Origin of the sequence: Pseudomonas agronomica, from assembly GCF_025917275.1 — a bacterium.
Taxonomy (GTDB): domain Bacteria; phylum Pseudomonadota; class Gammaproteobacteria; order Pseudomonadales; family Pseudomonadaceae; genus Aquipseudomonas; species Aquipseudomonas agronomica.
The window spans coordinates 1-16,830 of record NZ_JAOSHO010000068.1 but is presented as its reverse complement, the minus strand read 5'-3'; the positions used below and the strand labels follow the sequence as shown (position 1 = coordinate 16,830).

11 protein-coding genes and 1 pseudogene are annotated in these 16,830 nt (G+C 61.6%); 4 read left to right on the top strand and 8 right to left on the bottom strand.

Annotated elements, in window-relative coordinates:
* Window positions 1–295: pseudogene (locus OC610_RS08090) on the top strand (fatty acid desaturase); the annotation flags it as partial.
* Window positions 296–419: 124 nt separating this feature from the next.
* On the opposite strand, the gene OC610_RS08085 reads toward OC610_RS08090, so the two are convergent.
* The 3 genes from OC610_RS08085 to OC610_RS08075 form a co-directional block, all read right to left on the bottom strand.
* Window positions 420–2,924, bottom strand: a complete 2,505-nt coding sequence (locus OC610_RS08085) for a TonB-dependent siderophore receptor (protein WP_264427352.1) — start codon at window positions 2,922–2,924, stop codon at window positions 420–422.
* 86 nt (window positions 2,925–3,010) lie between these two features.
* Complete coding sequence (locus OC610_RS08080) at window positions 3,011–3,994, bottom strand: FecR domain-containing protein (protein ID WP_264427350.1); 984 nt, start codon at window positions 3,992–3,994, stop codon at window positions 3,011–3,013.
* A 4-nt stretch (window positions 3,995–3,998) separates the two neighbouring features.
* A complete protein-coding gene (locus OC610_RS08075; RefSeq protein WP_264427349.1) occupies window positions 3,999–4,499 on the bottom strand; it encodes a sigma-70 family RNA polymerase sigma factor in 501 nt (166 codons plus the stop codon).
* A 266-nt stretch (window positions 4,500–4,765) separates the two neighbouring features.
* Between OC610_RS08075 and OC610_RS08070 the strand changes: the two genes are divergently transcribed.
* Entirely contained in the window at window positions 4,766–6,646 is a 1,881-nt protein-coding gene (locus OC610_RS08070; RefSeq protein ID WP_264427348.1) for a methyl-accepting chemotaxis protein, read from the top strand.
* Window positions 6,647–6,882: 236 nt separating this feature from the next.
* Here the strand turns inward: OC610_RS08070 and OC610_RS08065 are convergent, their stop codons facing one another.
* The 5 genes from OC610_RS08065 to OC610_RS08045 form a co-directional block, all read right to left on the bottom strand.
* Complete coding sequence (locus tag OC610_RS08065) at window positions 6,883–7,347, bottom strand: SRPBCC family protein (protein WP_264427347.1); 465 nt, start codon at window positions 7,345–7,347, stop codon at window positions 6,883–6,885.
* Window positions 7,348–7,378: 31 nt separating this feature from the next.
* A complete protein-coding gene (locus OC610_RS08060) occupies window positions 7,379–10,795 on the bottom strand; it encodes a non-ribosomal peptide synthetase (protein ID WP_264427346.1) in 3,417 nt (1,138 codons plus the stop codon).
* Window positions 10,796–10,805: 10 nt separating this feature from the next.
* Window positions 10,806–11,738, bottom strand: a complete 933-nt coding sequence (locus OC610_RS08055) for a diiron oxygenase (RefSeq protein ID WP_264427345.1) — start codon at window positions 11,736–11,738, stop codon at window positions 10,806–10,808.
* Complete coding sequence (locus tag OC610_RS08050) at window positions 11,735–12,511, bottom strand: DUF3050 domain-containing protein (RefSeq protein WP_264427344.1); 777 nt, start codon at window positions 12,509–12,511, stop codon at window positions 11,735–11,737. The genes OC610_RS08055 and OC610_RS08050 overlap by 4 nt, the downstream gene beginning before the upstream one ends.
* Window positions 12,512–13,197: 686 nt before the next feature.
* Window positions 13,198–13,878 carry a GntR family transcriptional regulator gene (locus OC610_RS08045; protein ID WP_264427343.1) on the bottom strand — a complete coding sequence of 227 codons (681 nt, stop codon included), beginning with the start codon at window positions 13,876–13,878 and terminating at the stop codon, window positions 13,198–13,200.
* A gap of 202 nt (window positions 13,879–14,080) precedes the next feature.
* Here OC610_RS08045 and lapG point away from each other — a divergent pair, with 202 nt between their 5' ends.
* Both lapG and lapD read left to right on the top strand, forming a co-directional pair.
* Window positions 14,081–14,773, top strand: a complete 693-nt coding sequence (gene lapG, locus OC610_RS08040) for a cysteine protease LapG (protein WP_217860910.1) — start codon at window positions 14,081–14,083, stop codon at window positions 14,771–14,773.
* Window positions 14,774–14,787: 14 nt separating this feature from the next.
* On the top strand, window positions 14,788–16,734 hold the full coding sequence (lapD, locus tag OC610_RS08035; protein WP_264427342.1) for a cyclic di-GMP receptor LapD: 1,947 nt from the start codon (window positions 14,788–14,790) through the stop codon (window positions 16,732–16,734).
* Window positions 16,735–16,830: the final 96 nt, after the last annotated feature.

Sequence of the window (16,830 nt, the reverse complement as noted above, 5' to 3'; positions counted from 1 at the left end):
CGGCGACATCGAGCCGGGCAATGTCATCCAGCAGACTCAGGTGTTGAATCCTTGGTGGTTGTGGCCGTTGCAGGCGTTCTGCTTCAACTTCGGGAGCAGCCATGGCATTCATCATTTCGTGGTGAAGGAGCCGTTTTATATTCGCCAGATGACGGTGCCGGTGGCGCATGAGGTGATGCGGGAGATGGGCGTGCGGTTCAATGATTTCGGCACGTTTGGGCGGGCGAATCGGTTTGTGCAGCAAGAGAGTGTGGCTCGACAGAAGACTCCCGCCGGGCCTGCAGGGGCGGTGTAGGAGCTGCCGAGTGCAACGAGGCTGCGATCTTTTCCAATAACACTTGAATTCCAAGCGAAAGATCAAAAGATCGCAGGCTGCGCCAGCTCCTACAGAGCCCGGTGGCGGCACGACCGGAAACAGATCAGAACTGATAACTCACAGTAGCCGCCACATTGCGCTCCTCACCCATGTAGCAGAAGTTCAGGCTGGCACACGAGGCGACGTAGGTCTCGTTGGTCAGGTTGTTGGCGTTCAGGCGTACGTCCACGCCCTTCAAGCCGACCTTGCCCAGGTCATACCCCACCGACGCATCGAACAGCGTGTACGAGGGCACCTTCATGGTGTTCTCCGCGTCGACCCAGCTGGCGCCGACATAGCGCACGCCGCCGCCCAGCCGCAGGCCATCGAGCGCGCCGCTGTCAAACTTGTAGTCCGCCCACACCGAGGCCATGTGGCGTGGGGCCTGGGTCGGTGAGTTGCCTTTGTTTTCGATGATGTTGGTCGGGGTGCTCAGGGTGCTGACCATCGACTTCGAATATTCGATGTCGGTGAAGGTGTAGCTGCCCAGTACCTTGAACTGTTCGGTCAGTTGCAGGTGCGCTTCCAGTTCCAGGCCTTGGGAGCGAACGGCGCCGACGGCGCGATAGAAGTTTTCCTGGGGCAGCTTGGTCGCCAGGTTTTCCTGGTCGATGCGGAACAGCGAGGCGGTGTACAAGTCGTCGGTGCCCGGCGGCTGGTATTTGAGGCCCAGTTCCCATTGCTTGCCATCGGTGGGCGGCAAGGGATTGCCGGCGCTGTCGGCGTAGGAGTTGGGGTTGAACGACTCCGAATAGCTGATGTACGGCGCCAGGCCGTTATCGAACAGGTACAGCGCTCCGACGCGACCGGTGAGCTTGGTGCGCTTGTCGTTGATCTCGGTGCCTGCCGGGCGACCGGACTCGGCGATGCGGTTTTCATCAGAGGTTTCGACCCAGTCCTGGCGCAGGCCCAGGGAGAAGCGCCACTTGTCCATTTCGATCAGGTCTTGCAGATAGACGCCGGTCTGCTCCAGGCGCCGTACATAGCTGGTCGGGCTGAAGTAAGTGATCGCCGAGTTGCCATAGGCCGGGGCGAAGGCGTTGATCGGGGCAAGGCTGCCGCTGGCCCAGTCGACGACGGTTTTGCGTCGCTGGTAGTCGGCGCCCATCAGCACCGTGTGCTTGGTCGCGCCGGTAAAAAATTCGGCCTGCAGCATGTTGTCGACGATGAATGAGTGCAGCTTCTCGCTGGCGCCGGTGTAGTAACGGTTCAACTCGTTGCTGGTGGGGCTGGTCCAGCCGAAGGCGTAGACCTGATTGTTGGTGACGTCGGAGTCCAGGTAGCGGAAGTTCTGCCGGGCGGTGAAGACGTCATTGAAACGGTGCTCGAATTGATAGCCGAACGACTGCTGGTCACGCTCGTACACGTCGACGCCGGGCTCGCCTTCGAAGAAGTGTTCCGAGATCCGCCGGCCATTGCGCTGGTGCAGCGCGCCGTCGGCCGGCACGCCGCCGTGGTAGCCGCCGTCGGGTTCGTGCTGCAGGTAGGCTTGCAGGGTCAGCGAGGTGTCCTCGGTGAAGTCGATGCTGACGGTGGGCGCGAGGGTGAAGCGCTTTTCCTTGTTGTGATCGAACTGAGTGTCGGAGGTGTCCGCCAGGCCGATGAGGCGATAGGCGATGCGTTTTTCATCGTCCACCGGCCCGCTGAAGTCGAAACCCACGCCGCGCTGGCCCTGGGTGCCGACGGTGGCCTGGACTTGGCGATAGGCCTCGTACAGCGGCTTCTTGCTGGTGAGCGCCACCAGGCCGCCCGGCGAGCTGCGGCCATACAGCACCGACGACGGGCCTTTGAGGATGTCGACCCGTTCCAGGAAATACGGATCGACCTGCATGGAGCTGTAGGTGCCGCTGTCACCCATGGACTTGAGGCCGTCGAGGTAGATGTTGTCCACCGAGCCGTCGTTGAAGCCGCGCATGGCCACGTAATCGTAGCGATGGGTTGCGCCGTAGGGGTTGGTCAGCACGCCGGGGGTGTAGCGCATCGTCTGGGAAACGGTCTGCGCGCCCTGGTCGTCCATTTGCTCGCGGGTCACCACCGATACGCTTTGTGAGGTCTCGCGCAGGGCGGTACTGGTTTTGGTCGCGACTTGGCTGTGGGTGGCGTTGTAGCCGGCCATGCTGCCCAAGGCGTTACCCAGGGCGAAACCCTTGACGTCGGTGGTCGGCAGCGCGAGCGAGTTGTCCGCAGCACCGACTTGCAACACGTAGCCGCTGCTTTCCTGGCCGACGGCAATCAGCCCCGAGCCGTTGAGCAACTGATCCAGGGCCTGGTCCGCCGAATACTCACCTTTAAGCCCTGGCGACTGGCGCCCTGCTGTTTGTTCTGGAGTGCTCGCCAGGGTAATCCCGGCCTGGCGCGCGAACTGGTTCAGCACCTCGCTCAATGGGCCTGCGGCGATGTTGTAGCTCTGGCGGCTGGCGGTGACGCCGTCCTGCGCGGCGATGGCCAGCGGCGGCACAGCGCTGACGCCCAGCGCGGTGCTCAGCAGCGCGGCGCGGACGGCTTGGCGCAAGAGGCTGGTTTGCGGGGAACAGCCGAAGGAGGTCTTGAGGGTTAAGCGCTCAGTCATCATGGGTTTCCGTTGGAGTCGCTGAAGGCAGATAAACGTTGCTTACTGTCCTAGCCGGACGCCTTCGCAAAACCCGCCAAAAAAAATCAGGCCGGACGTTCCACTGTCAGCCACCAGCGGGTTCGATAACGCAGTTGCACGGGCAGCGTGCGCGGGAGCACGGCGAGCATCTTGTCGATGTCGTCCAGGCGGAAAACGCCGGACAAGCGCAGATCCGCGACCGAGGCGGCGCACTTCAAGTAGCCCCGGCGGTAGCGGCCGACCTCATTGAGGAAGTCTTCCAGGCGCATGTTGCGCGTGACGATCAAGCCGTCCGCCCAGGCGCCTGCGTCCATGTCCAGGGGCGGTGCCAGGGTCGCTGTCGTTGCGCTGACGAGGTAGCTTTGCCCGGCTTCCACTTGGATCGGTGCGCCGTCGCTGCCTTGGTGCGAGCGAATGGCGACCCGCCCGCTGGTGACGCTCAGGCGCGTGCAGCCGCTGTCCTGGCGTACGACGAAGCGCCCCTCCAGCCCTTCGAACAAACCCTCGCGGCTTTTCACCAACAGCGGGCGTCCGGGATCGCGGCCGCAGGTGACCCTGATTTCGCCGCGTGCCAACGTGATCAGGCGTTGGCTCGCCGTATAGTCAAGATCGGCCGCGCTGTGGGTGTTGAGTTCAAGCCGTGTGCCGTCCGGCAATTGGAAGCCGCGTCGTTCGCCCGTGGCAGTGGCGAAGTCGGCACTCCAGGGCTGCCAGCCCAGGTCCTTGCCCAGCCACGCCGCGGCACCCACCACGGCGACGCCGGACAGTAATTTGAGCGCCTGGCGCCGACCGAGGCGCCGGGCGCTGGTTTCCAGGGTGTCGAGGGCGATGTGGGCGCCAGGTACGGCTCGAAGGTTGGCCGTCAGTTCGCTGTGCAGTGACTGCACCCGTTGCCAGGCGAGTTCGTGATCGTGGTGGGCGATGCGCCAGGCGTCGCACTGTTGGCGCAGGGTCGGGTTGGCGGCAGGGCCTCGCAGGCGCAGCAGCCAATGGATTGCTTGCTTGACCACCTGTTGCGAAGGGCCGCGACCCCGCGAGGTTTGATCCATCGGCTCAATCTTCATAGCGCAGCACGTAGCAGTGATACAGCGCATCGGCGACATAACGTTCCACGGACCGCAACGAGATGCCCATCTGCTCGGCAATCTGCTTGTAGGTCATGCCTTCACACTGGGCAAGCAGGAACGCCCTGCGCACCTTGGGCTTGAGACCTTCGAGCATGCGCGCGATGGCTTCCAGCAGTTCAAGGATCAACGCCTGGGCTTCGGCACCGGGGGTTTGCGCTTCCGGCAGGTGCGCGATGCTTTCGAGGTAGGCGCGTTCAATTTCCTCGCGGCGCCAATGGTCGATTACCAGGCCTTGGGCGACGGTGCGCAGAAAAGCGCGGGGCGCCTTGAGTTCCAGGCGTTCGGTGCGTTGCAGCAGGCGTACGAACGTGTCCTGGGCCAGGTCGGCCGCGTCGGCGGCGTTGCCCAGTCGGCTGCGCAACCATGCGTGGAGCCAGCCGTGATGGCTGCAGTAGAGCGCGTGTACTGCTAACTGGGGAGAGGACATGTACGCGTGGGCCTGATATCACAAATGATAATAGGTCGCATTGTCATAAGCGTTCATTAAATTTGCAACCACCGTTCGCCGTGGAATCCTCCCGATTCAGTGGTCATCTCGTCGGACAATTGTACAACCGGCTAATCTTTTCCAGGTGCTGGCCGACAGCAAGGTATGCGTGCACCAAAATAGAGCGGATCCAATTTCCAGCTCTTGCGGCTACGGGTATTGCCAACCGGAATGCACCCCCATCCCCTGCATAAGAAGTCCAAACCATGAATCTAAAGTTCAGCCACAAAATCCTCCTGGCCGCCTCTGGTGTGGTGGTTCTGGCTTTTGCCCTGTTCACGCTCTACAACGACTATTTGCAGCGCAACACCATCGGTCGCAGCCTGGAGTCATCCATCGAGCAATCCGGTGACCTCACGGCCAGCAGCGTCCAGAACTGGATGAGCGGGCGGATACTGGTATTGGAAAACCTGGCGCAGAACATCGCGCACCAAGGGGCGGGTGCCGATTTGCCAGGGCTGGTCGATCAACCGGCGTTGACCTCGAACTTCCAGTTCACCTACGTGGGCCAGAACAACGGCGTGTTCACCCAGCGACCTGATGCGAAAATGCCTGACGGTTATGACCCACGTCAGCGTCCCTGGTACAAACAGGCCGTGGCCGCCGATAAAACCATGCTGACCCCGCCTTACGCGGCGGCCGTTGGCGGCCTGGTGGTGACCATTGCCCTGCCGGTCAAGCACAACGGCGAGCTGCTCGGTGTGGTCGGTGGCGACCTGAGCCTGGAAACCCTGGTGAAGATCATCAACTCCGTGGATTTCGGTGGCATCGGCCATGCGTTCCTGGTCAGCGGCGACGGTCAGGTGATTGTCAGCCCGGACAAAGACCAGGTGATGAAGAACCTCAAGGACATCTACCCCGGCACCCCGGTGCGCATCGGCAAAGGCATCCAGGAAGTCGAGCTGAACGGGCAGGACCGCATCCTTTCGTTCACCTCGGTAACCGGTTTGCCGGGCGCCGAGTGGTACATCGGCCTGTCGATCGACAAGAGCAAGGCCTACGCGCCGCTGAGCCAGTTCCGCACGTCGGCGCTGATCGCGATGTTCGTTGCGGTGGCGGCAATTGCGTTGCTGTTGAGCTTGTTGATCCAGGTGTTGATGCGTCCGTTGACCACCATGGGCCGCGCGATGCAGGACATCGCCCAGGGTGAAGGCGACCTGACCCGGCGTCTGGTCGTGCAGGGCAAGGATGAGTTCGCGGTGCTGGGTGGTTCGTTCAACCAGTTCGTGGAGCGCATCCACGCTTCGATCGCCGAAGTGTCTTCCGCCACGCGTCAGGTGCATGACCTGTCGCAACGGGTGATGACGTCTTCCAACGCCTCGCTCGTCGGTTCGGATGAGCAGAGCGCGCGCACCAACAGCGTGGCCGCCGCGATCAATCAGCTGGGCGCCGCCACCCAGGAAATCGCCCGCAACGCCGCCGATGCTTCGCAACACGCCAGCGGCGCCAGCGAGCAGGCGGATGATGGTCGCCAGGTGGTGGAAAAAACCATCCAGGCCATGACCGAGCTGTCCCAGAAGATCAGCCTGTCGTGCACCCAGATCGAAACCTTGAACGCCAGCACCGACAACATCGGGCACATCCTGGACGTGATCAAGGGCATCTCCCAGCAGACCAACCTGCTGGCCTTGAACGCCGCCATCGAAGCGGCCCGTGCCGGTGAAGCTGGACGTGGTTTCGCGGTGGTGGCCGATGAGGTGCGCAACCTGGCGCATCGCACCCAGGAATCGGCCGAAGAAATTCACAAGATGATCACGTCGCTGCAAGTCGGCTCCCGTGAAGCCGTGACCACGATGAACGCCAGCCAGGCCTCCAGCGAGGAAAGCGTGGAAGTGGCGAACCAGGCCGGCCTGCGCCTGGTCAGCGTGACCCAGCGCATCGGCGAAATCGACGGCATGAACCAGTCCGTGGCCGCCGCGACCGAAGAACAGACTGCCGTGGTGGAAACCCTCAACATGGACGTCACGCACATCAATACGTTGAACCAGCAAAGCGTCGCCAACCTCAACGAAACCCTCAAGGATTGCGATGCCTTGTCACAGCAGGCCAATCGGTTGAAGCAGTTGGTGGACAGCTTCAAGATCTGATCCTGTAGGAGCTGGCGAAGCCTGCGATCTTTTGATCCTGATCTTTCATCTGGGATTGAAGCGTGTTGGAAAAAGATCGCAGCCTCGCTTCGCTCGGCAGCTCCTACAACGCTGCCGAGCGGGAGCAAGCTCCCTCGCCACGGGTACGGGTTGCCTGGGCTGACGCCATCCAGTCAACATCATCGGCACAGACCCACCGCTTTCGCGAGCAGGCTCGCTCCCACAGGGATTTTTGGTCAGGCGAACATCTTCGCCACGTTCTCCATCGCCTCATCGGCGAACCCTTGCAGGAAATCTCGGAACCCCGACGGCGTATGGGCGTCAGTGTGGTCGGCGATGATGGTCCAGGTCGCGCGGCAGCGGTTGTCCGACAGGGGCTCCACGCGCATCGCCGCCCAGAGGTTGTCGATGCCCAGGGTGTTGTAGATCAGCGTCCAGGTCATGTGCATGGCCTGGTCGTCGCGGCTATTGAGTTGCTCCACCACCAGGTTTTGCCCATCGACGAAGAATTTCTTGCGCAGGGATCGTACGCCTTCGCCGGTCATTTCGATGCGCTCAAGCGCGGGGATGAAACGGTTGAAACCACCAAAATCACCCACTATGTCCCAGACTCGCGCCGCGTCGGCGAGCACTTCTACCGAGGTTTCGACATGGCAGGCCTGAGGGTTTTTGATCAGGGTGTCGGGTTGGAATGCACTCATGGTCTTGCTCCTTGCGTTGGGTTGGGTTGCTTCAGATGAAATCGATGGCCTTGAGGTAGTTGGCGCCACGGCGCAGCAGGGCCGGGGACTTTTCCGGGTAGCGCGCGCCCATCTGCCGTACGCCGGACCGGGCGTTGTCGTGGCGGATGAGCGAGATGTCGCCGATGTCTTCCTCGAAGCCGTTGAGGTAGAAACCCAGCACGCCAAACAGCGCATTGTCGGTATCGACCCGCGCCAATTGCCGTTGCCAGTCAGCGATGCTCACCAGGGAGAATTCCCGGCCACTCTCGCGGAACGACGCGACGTAGGCGTCCCAGCTCAACGGCTCGGGATTGTGCAGGTTGAACACGGCTTGATTGGGTTGGTAACGGCTGGCGTGGAAGGCGATGAAGCGGGCCAGGAAATCCACCGGCATCAGGTCGAAATTGAGCGACAGGTCTGGCACCTGGCCGAGCTGGATCGAGCCCTTGAGCATCAGCATCAAGCGGTTCTTGTGGGGCTGGCAGACCCCGGTCTGGCTGTTGAAGCTGATGTTGCCGGGACGGAACAGATTGACCCGCACGCCCAGGTCTCGGGCCCGTTGCAGGATTCGCTCGCCGACCCACTTGGACAGGTTGTAGCCGTTCTTGATGTAGATCGGCGGTGTCTTGGCCGCCGGAAGTTCCAGCACTTGGCCCTCGGCATCCAAGGCGCTGGAAGCCGACAGCGTCGAGACGAAGTTGAAGATTTTCTTGCAACGCCCTTCGCACAGGCGCAGGCATTCGAAGATCGGCTCGACGTTGTCCCGCGCCAGGGACTCGTAGTCGAGCACATGATTGACGTGGGCGGCGTTGTGCACCAACGCGCCGAAAGTGCTGTCGAGGCGCAGGTAGATGTCGTCCGGCAAACCCAGTTGTGGTTGGGTGATGTCGGCGGCATAGACGCTGACCCGACCCAGGTCCAAATGCTCCAGGTGATTTTCCCGCAGGGCTTGGGCGAAGCGTTCGGCCGCGCTTTGCTCGGCGGATTCACGCACCAGGCACGCCACTTCCGTGGCTCCCCACGCCAGCAACGCCTCGACGATGTGCACACCGAGAAAGCTGTTGGCGCCGGTCACGATCACCTTGTGGACATCACCGCTCTGACTGATGGGCAGCGGATCGAGGTTGAGCTCGGCTTCGGCGTCGATGAACGCCTGGGGACTGAGGGTCGATGTTTCACTTTGTCCAGGGCTGTCGAGCAACTTCGCCAGGGTCATCAGCGTCGGCGCTTCGATGAAGCGATTGATCGACAGGCTGCGGCCGAACGTCCGGCGGATGCTCAACAGCATTCGTGACAGCAGGATCGAATGTCCACCGAGGTTGAAGAAACTTTCGTCGGTGGCGATGTCCTCCACAGATAATTCCAGCAGCTCGGCCCATAGTTGCTGGAGCTGTATTTCCAAAGCGCTTTGCGGTTGGCGTCCCTGGCTGCCAGCCTGGACCGACCCCGCCGTGGCCAGCAGCGCACGGCGATCGACCTTGCCGTTGCTGGTGTAGGGCAGGCTGGGCAGTTCGACGTAGGCCGCCGGGTGCATGTAGTTGGGCAATGTGTCTTGCACATGCGCCCGCAAGGCCTGGAGCGCGGCGCCGGGCTGGTCCTCCAGGGGCCCTGCCAGGAACGCCAGGATCCGCCGTCGCTCATCGACCCCCACCGCCACTTGGCGAAACAACTGACGGTCGCGCAGGCAATGTTCGATCTCTTCGGGCTCGACCCGAAAGCCGCGGATCTTCACTTGGTTATCGCGACGGCCGCAGAGCTCGATCCCATTATCGGTCCATTGGCCGATGTCACCGGTGCGATAGACCCGCAGCGGTTGCCCGGTGGGCAGCGTCAGGTCGAGATAACGGCTGGCGGTCAGCACTGGATCGTTCAGGTACCCCAGGCCGACACCAGGCCCGGCGATGTACAACTCGCCGGGCGTGCCGTCGGGTAGGGGTTGCCGTTGTTCGTCGAGAATCAACACCTGCCCGTTGGCGATGGGCGTGCCCAGGTTGCGGTTGTTGTCGCCCACCGTAAATTGCCGGGTGGTCGCCAACACCGTGGTTTCCGTCGGACCGTAGATGTTATGGAACCGGCACTGCGGCGCCAGTCGCTCGATCACGTAAGGCTCGCAGACATCCCCGCCGGTAATCAGGTGCGCCAGCCCCAAGGGCGCGTCCAGCGGCATGACACTCAACAGCGCAGGTGGAAGGAAGGCGTGGCTGATGCGCTGCTCACGAATCAACGCCACCAATTGTTGCGGGTCGCGGCGCTGGTCCTCGCCGGGCACGACCAACAGCCCGCCCTGGATGAAGGTCGGCAATATGTCCAGCAATGACGCGTCGAAGTTGATCGTGGAAAACTGCAACGCGCGACTGTCTCGTCGCAGTCCGACATGGTCGCTGTACCAGGCGCAGAAATGGCTGAGGTTGCGATGGCTGAGCAAGACGCCTTTGGGCTGGCCGGTGGTGCCGGACGTGTAGATCGCCACGGCCGGTTCGTCGATGTCCACGACTCGGCGAATCGTCGAGGCAGGAATGGTCGGCCTCGACGATGGCAGTCGATGGACATTCAGCGTCGGCATCGTCATTTCATCCAGATCGCTGTTGCCGTCGTGGAGCAACAGGTCCGCCCTGGCGTTTTCCAGGATGAAGCGCCGACGTTGCGCCGGGTGTTGCGGGTCAAGCGGCAGGTACACCGCCCCGCACCCCAGCACCGCCAGGATGGCCGCGTACAGGGATGCCGATTTTGGCAGGCACACGCCAATCACCCGTGGGCGATCGATTGTTTCCTGCAGGCGCCCCTGCATGGCCTGCTGAATTCGCAGCACCGAATCGCGCAAGGACTTGTAGTCGATGGATTGGTCCTCGACCCACAGGGCAGGTTGCGTCGCGTCATCGAGCATGCGCTGCTCGATGCTGTGCATCACCGGCACTTCGGCGGCGGCGAGCAGCCAGGGAACCGTCGGTTGATTGAGGCAGTGTACGAAGGCCAATGGTTCCAGCACGTCCAGACCGTGCGCGGGGCCGGCAGCGTCGCCCGGTGTCGCCGGCCATTGGTCGAAGCAGTGTTCATCGCGGGACAACCTGCTGACCAACTGGGCGGCATGCTCGACCACCGCCGTCATCGCGCGCAAACGCAACGACTGACCGTTGCCGCAGCCCTGCGCATGAATGACGTCCTGAAGCAGCATCCGCTGCGCGCCGTCGCGAAAAACCACCACCGGTTGTGGCAGCGTATGGCAGGGCAAGGCCTGGAGTACCACGCGCACCTGAAGGTGGAAACGGACCTCGAGGGCGCACGGCACCGTGCCGTCGTCGATCAACAGGTCGAACGTGCCGTGGCCGGCCGGCGCCTTCACCACGCCGTGGCCATGCTCCTCAAGTTCCCGGGCCAGTTCGGCCATGGCCTGGCTGTTGCCAGACAGTGCAATTTCGAGGCGTCTCATTGAAAGGTCCTCATGGGGTCAGGTAATCGGCGAGGGCGTCGCGCACGCAGGGGGACGCGAGCATCGAGCTGCCACGGAAAAAACGGGTGATGTTGCCCACCAGTGGGTGAAAACGATTGATCGGATAAGCCAGCGCACTGGCGTCCTCGCGCAATGACTGGCGCACCGATTCGTCGACGGGCAAGTGGCTGATCAGCTCGAAATCGAAGGCCTGCTGCAGATCGCTCGCCAGGTAGTCGGCGATGAACCCTGGCATCAATCGCGCAATCGCCTCGTGGTCTTCTTCGGGCGCGGTGCGCCAGTAAATCTGCACCAGCCGTGTCCAGAAACCGGAATGCCGGCCCTCGTCCAGCAGATGATCGGCCATGAGTCCCTTGATCGAGGCCTTGACCGAATCGTCCCGGGCGAAGGCTGCCACTTCGTTGGTCACGGTGTTCTCGGCGATGGCGATGCAGATCAGTTCCACGGCGCTGAGCAAATGCTCCGGTGCCCGCGCCAGGGTGGCAGGGATCGCACGGCTGAGTTCGATCTGCTGGGGCAGCGGGATCGGCGTGATACCGGTCATGTCGATGGTTTGCTGCATGAAATCCATCGCCACCAAGGCGTGGTAATCCTCATCCACCACCACCGTCATCGCGTCGTAGCGACAGGCGAACGGAAACTCGATGCCGAAGCGATTCTTGGCGATACGCCGGGCGGTGTGGTCCACCAGTTCGGTCTCGAAAATCACCACGTCGTTGATGAATTTATAGAGGCTCTGCACCAGGACAAAATCACGCAACTGCGGGCAATGGCTCAGGAAGGTCTGGCTGTGCACCAGCGGCTGGCGGCTCATGGGGAAGATCAACTTATCGTCGTCTTCGACCCGGCGCCGTGGCCGGGTGCGGATGGTGGCGCGGCTTTCCCAGGCGTCGGCGAAGGATTGGTATTGAATGGCGCTCATGGCGTCACCTGTGCAACAGGCTGGGCCATGCTCTGGCGCAGGCCATCCCACAACGCCGCACGGCTGTGGACGGCGGCAATGGCGGCGGCCAGGACCTCGCGCTCGCGTTGCGGGTCGCCGTCGATCAACCGCGCCAGCAGCTTTTCCGCTGCCGGGCCATGGTCTTCGGAATCCACCTCGATATGCCGTTGCAGGTAATAGCGAAACGTCGGTGCCTGATCCAGGCCAATGCCCCAGGCGTCCAGCATGCGCTGGAACATTTGCGGGATGACGCTCTCGCGACCATGCACGAAGGCCGCGGCGACGCTGTGGGCTGGCGCGTGCAGGGCGGTGTGCAGCGTTTGACGGACAAATTGCGCGGCGGCGGGCTCGACCTCGACGCTGTCCAGCGCCGTGTCGGGGCTGACGCCCTCTTGCTGCAGCGCAATGAATCGTTCGATCGCCCGGGTGTCCGCGCCGACCTCGCGCATGGCGTCCAGGTACAATTCGAAATGGCTGCAATAGCCCGCGCCGGGGCGATCGTCGGACTCTTCGCCCAGGACAATCTCGTTGATCAGTCGCGCAGCGTGCGGGTCGGCCGGTGGCAGCCACGGCAGATGTACACAGGTCAGTTCCCGTTGCAGGCGCTTGGTCAGGGACATGAAGTCCCAAACGGCAAAAACATGGCTTTCCATAAAGCGGCGCAACAGGTCAATTGATGTTATTTCGGAAAAAACAGGGTGTTGACCAAGTGCGTGTTTTTTCAGAGATAGTTGTTCTTTGGTTGGCTGCATTGGAACGTCCTCATCAATGATGTTTGTCCGGAAGTTGCTCGCTTTCTTTTCAAGAGGCGAGCAAGTGCTTGAGCCGGAGTCCATAGTTTCCAGTATTTTTGTTTGTTGCTCGTTTCGGGCCGATGCGCCTGTGCTAGAAGCGTTTTGTCGGGGTTGTAATGGTCGATAACTATTCGACGAGTTAAAAATTAGTACAAGACTTAAAGGGTCTGCAAGTTATTTCTTAGTTATTTGAATTTGATGTTTTATTGGGCGCGAAGAGGTGAGTTAAAACTTCGGATTAAAGTTTTATTGGGGCGAAGTTGCTCCTTCCGATTTATAACTATCAGAATCGAATGTTTCGAGTGAATGCCTCACTCGGAGCACTTCAGGAATCGGGAAATTAAGAAGTAAGTGTTTTAAGGGCGGAGTACCGGTCGGACTACCGGGCCTTCCGCCAGTTGGGCGACGCTCCTTGCGTAATGGCTTCGATTCGCCTGGCTACTGCCGGGCGCTGACTTCTTCAGGTCTGTTTTTGAATCGACAAGCGCAAGAGTGAGCCCAAATCGACAGCAGTTCCATTGGGCTGATGCCGCGACGGGACGCAATCGCGGCCGGGCCGTGTCGGACGGGGAATTTGGGATGTAGGAAGGATATGTAAGAAAATGCTGCGCCGGCCAGATGGTCGGCGCTGGAGGGCAGCTCGATTAATGTTCCAGGTGCCGACGCATGGTGACGGAGGCTTTTTCCAGATGCTCTTCCAGTAAACGAACCGCTTGATCGATATCTTTGGCTTTCGCGGCGGCGAGCATCGCGCGATGGTCATCCTGGGTCAGCTTGCCCAGGCCCATGGACGACAGGTGAAAACGCACGAAGCGTTCTTCTTCGTTGAGTTCACGCTCGACCAGGTCCAGCAGCTTGGCGTTGGGCGCCCTGTGGTAAAGGGACATGTGGAACAGGCGGTTGAGCCTGGCGATCTCGGCATAATTGGCCTGCCCTTCGAGCTGGTCGATGTATTGGGCGGCCATCGCCAGGTCGTTGTCGTCGAGCAGCGGAATGGACAGGCGCAGGGCGAAGCCTTCCAGGACCGAACGCAGGGCATAGGTCTCGACGGCATTGCTGGTGATCAACGGGGCCACGACGGCGCCCTTGTGCTGGACCACCGTGAGCAACGACTGCGCCTCGAGCTGGCGGAGCGCCTCGCGTACCGGCATGCGGCTGACGCCGTACAGGTCGGCCAGTTCCTGTTGGCGCAACGCCGTGCCGCTGGGCAGGCGCCCGTCAAGGATGGCCTCGCGCAAGGAGCTTTCGATGATCGAGCGCGCCTGGGCTGCGGGAATGGGGCCGTTGACCTGGATAGTGCTTAACGGTTTGGGCTTCTGTGTCACGACAACACCTGACTGGTAGTAACGAAAATTGGATCCAAGCCAACATTAGTTACAGATTGCCAAGCCGTCAAAGTCTCGCGGCGCCGGTTCCTGAACTAGAGTTTAGTCTGCTTGCGGTGATTGCAACCTGCCATTGTTTTTTGCCGGGCCAGGCTTCACCATCCAACGAATTTTCCAACCGCCCTTTTCGGACGTATTTCCCTTGGCTGCACCTTTCCCAGTCCTCAGGTTCTTGCGCTGGCTGTGCTCGGCATTGCTGCTGGCGGGCCTGATGCTGGGTGGCCTGCACGCCGACTGGGACTTTGCGCAGATCAGCCGGCGGGCGCAAGCATTATATGGACCGCTGGGAGAAGGGCAGCAGCGGATCGATGCATGGCAGGAATTGCTGGCGACCCAGAAGCAGATTCCGGAATTGGAACAGCTCAAGGTGGTGAACCTGTTTTTCAACAAGAAGGTGCGCTACGTGGAAGACATCGACCTGTGGCGGGAGGTCGATTACTGGGAAACCCCGATCCAGGCGCTGTGGAAGGGCGCCGGCGATTGCGAGGACTACGCGATTGCCAAGTACTTCAGCCTGCGTCACCTCGGCGTTTCCAGTGACAAGCTGCGCATCACCTACGTCAAGGCCCTGCGGCAGAACCGTGCGCACATGGTGCTCACCTACTACGCCACCCCTGAGGCGATGCCGCTGGTACTCGACAGCCTGATCGACGGCATCCTGCCGGCCAGCCAGCGAACCGACTTGCTCCCGGTCTACTCCTTCAACGCCGAGGGACTGTGGCTGCCGGGCACCAAGGGCAACAAGAAAGTGAGTGATACCAAGCGCCTGTCGCGGTGGCAGGATGTGTTGAAGAAAATGCAGGCCGAAGGTTTTCCGGTCGAGACGACTAACTAGGAGCGCGCGCTCAGATGTCCTTGTTCAAACAGCTGTTGATCGCTATCTGTCTGTTCCTGGTGGTTGCCTTCAGCGGCAGCTTCATGGTCAGCCTGGAGAGCTCGCGGGCCCAGTACGTCAATCAACTGCGTTCCCACGCCCAAGACGCAGCCACGGCACTGGCACTGTCCTTGACGCCGAACATCGACGACCCGGCGATGGTCGAGTTGATGGTCAGCTCGATCTTCGACAGCGGCTACTACGCAAGCATCCGCGTGGTCGATGTGGCCACCGACAAGACCCTGGTCGAGCGCACCGGTACCCCTGACGCCGGCAGCGTTCCTCAGTGGTTCATCAAGCTCATTGGCCTGGAGCCGGCGGGCGGCGATGCGATCGTCAGCCGCGGCTGGGAGCAGGCGGCGCGGGTCGAAGTGGTCAGCCATCCGATGTTCGCCCTCGCCAAGCTGTGGCAGAGCGCCCTGGGCAGCCTGGGCTGGCTATTGCTGTGCGGCGCCGTGAGCGCGGTGTTGGGGGCCTTGCTGCTGCGTCGCCAGCTCAAGCCGCTGGACTACATGGTGCATCAGTCCCACGCCATCGCCCGGCGCGAGTTCTTGAGCCTGCCGGAGCTGCCACGCACCCCTGAACTGCGCCGGGTGGTGCAGGCGATGAACCAGATGGTCGAGAAGCTCAAGGCGCTGTTCCAGGAACAGGCCGAGCGCAGTGAAAAACTGCGGATCGAGTCGTACCAGGACAACCTCACCGGATTGGCCAACCGGCGCTATTTCGAGATGCAGTTGCATGCACGGGTGAGCAATCCCGAGCAGGCCAGTTCCGGTTATCTGCTGCTGTTGCGGGTCAAGGATCTTGCCGGTCTGAACCAGCGGCTGGGCGGGCAGCGCACCGATCAGTTGCTCAAGGCGGTGGGCGAGCAATTGTCGCGTGAGTGCGCTCGCTACCCGGAAACCCTTAACCTGGTGACGCGTATTCGCGGTGGTGAGTTCGCCGTGCTGGCACCCGGGCTGGTTCGTGAGGAGGCGCTGCAACTGGCGCAAAACCTCGAAGCGGCGTTGGCAAGCCTGCATGCCACCGGCGCGACGGACATGGCGACGGTGGCCTCCATCGGGCTGGCGCCGTTCGTCCACGGTGACTCGCCGCAAGCGGTGCTCCAGCTCGGCGACCAGGCCCTAGCCCAGGCCGAAAGCCAGGGCGAACCGAGCTGGGCCTGCCTGGATCACAGCGCATCGGCCAGCGTCGGCGATGATCACCATGCCTGGCACAACCTGCTTGACCAGGCCCTGGACAATCAACGTTTCGAGCTGTATTTCCAGCCCGTGGTGGCCGCCCAGGACACCCAGGTGGTGCTGCATTACAAGGTGCTGTCGCGGCTGCTCGACGAGCAGGGCCAGACCATCCCCGCCGGGCGTTTCCTGCCTTGGCTGGAGCGCTTTGACTGGACCGCGCGACTGGATCGCCTGATGCTCGAACAAGTGCTCAAGCAGATGGCCGGGCACGAGCAGTCATTGGCGTTGAACCTGTCTTCCGCCACGCTGGCCGATCCGCAGGCGCTGGCCAAGGTTTTTGAAATACTGCGGTCCCACTCCAACCTTGGGTCGCGCCTGACGTTGGAGATCGGTGAGGAGCAGTTGCCCGAGCAAGCGGTGCTGGAGCAATTGACCCGGCAGTTGCGCGAGCTTGGTTTCTCCTTGAGCCTGCAGCGCTTTGGCGGGCGGTTCAGCATGATCGGTAACTTGTCACGGCTGGGGTTGGCTTATCTGAAAATCGACGGCAGTTACATCCGCGCGATTGATCAGGAAAGTGATAAGCGCTTGTTCATCGAGGCTATCCAGCGTGCTGCCCACAGTATCGACCTGCCGTTGATTGCCGAGCGGGTGGAGACGGAGGGGGAGTTGGCGGTGATTCGGGAGATGGGGTTGTTTGGGGTGCAGGGGCAGTTGGTTGGGGAGCCTCGGCGTTGGGGGTGAGGGTTGTTGGAAGGTTTTTCAGTTCACTCACATAGGTAACAGTTTTTAACTGGCAGGGTCGTTTTCCGGGTACATATCCGTTGCTGCGGTCACGGC

Coding starts and splice junctions, on each gene's coding strand:
- OC610_RS08050 (WP_264427344.1), bottom strand. CDS start 12,511: ATGCAGCCAACCAAAGAACAACTATCTCTGAAAAAACACGCACTTGGT.
- OC610_RS08055 (WP_264427345.1), bottom strand. CDS start 11,738: ATGAGCGCCATTCAATACCAATCCTTCGCCGACGCCTGGGAAAGCCGC.
- OC610_RS08060 (WP_264427346.1), bottom strand. CDS start 10,795: ATGAGACGCCTCGAAATTGCACTGTCTGGCAACAGCCAGGCCATGGCC.
- OC610_RS08070 (WP_264427348.1), top strand. CDS start 4,766: ATGAATCTAAAGTTCAGCCACAAAATCCTCCTGGCCGCCTCTGGTGTG.
- lapD (WP_264427342.1), top strand. CDS start 14,788: ATGTCCTTGTTCAAACAGCTGTTGATCGCTATCTGTCTGTTCCTGGTG.
- OC610_RS08080 (WP_264427350.1), bottom strand. CDS start 3,994: ATGGATCAAACCTCGCGGGGTCGCGGCCCTTCGCAACAGGTGGTCAAG.
- OC610_RS08065 (WP_264427347.1), bottom strand. CDS start 7,347: ATGAGTGCATTCCAACCCGACACCCTGATCAAAAACCCTCAGGCCTGC.
- OC610_RS08075 (WP_264427349.1), bottom strand. CDS start 4,499: ATGTCCTCTCCCCAGTTAGCAGTACACGCGCTCTACTGCAGCCATCAC.
- OC610_RS08085 (WP_264427352.1), bottom strand. CDS start 2,924: ATGACTGAGCGCTTAACCCTCAAGACCTCCTTCGGCTGTTCCCCGCAA.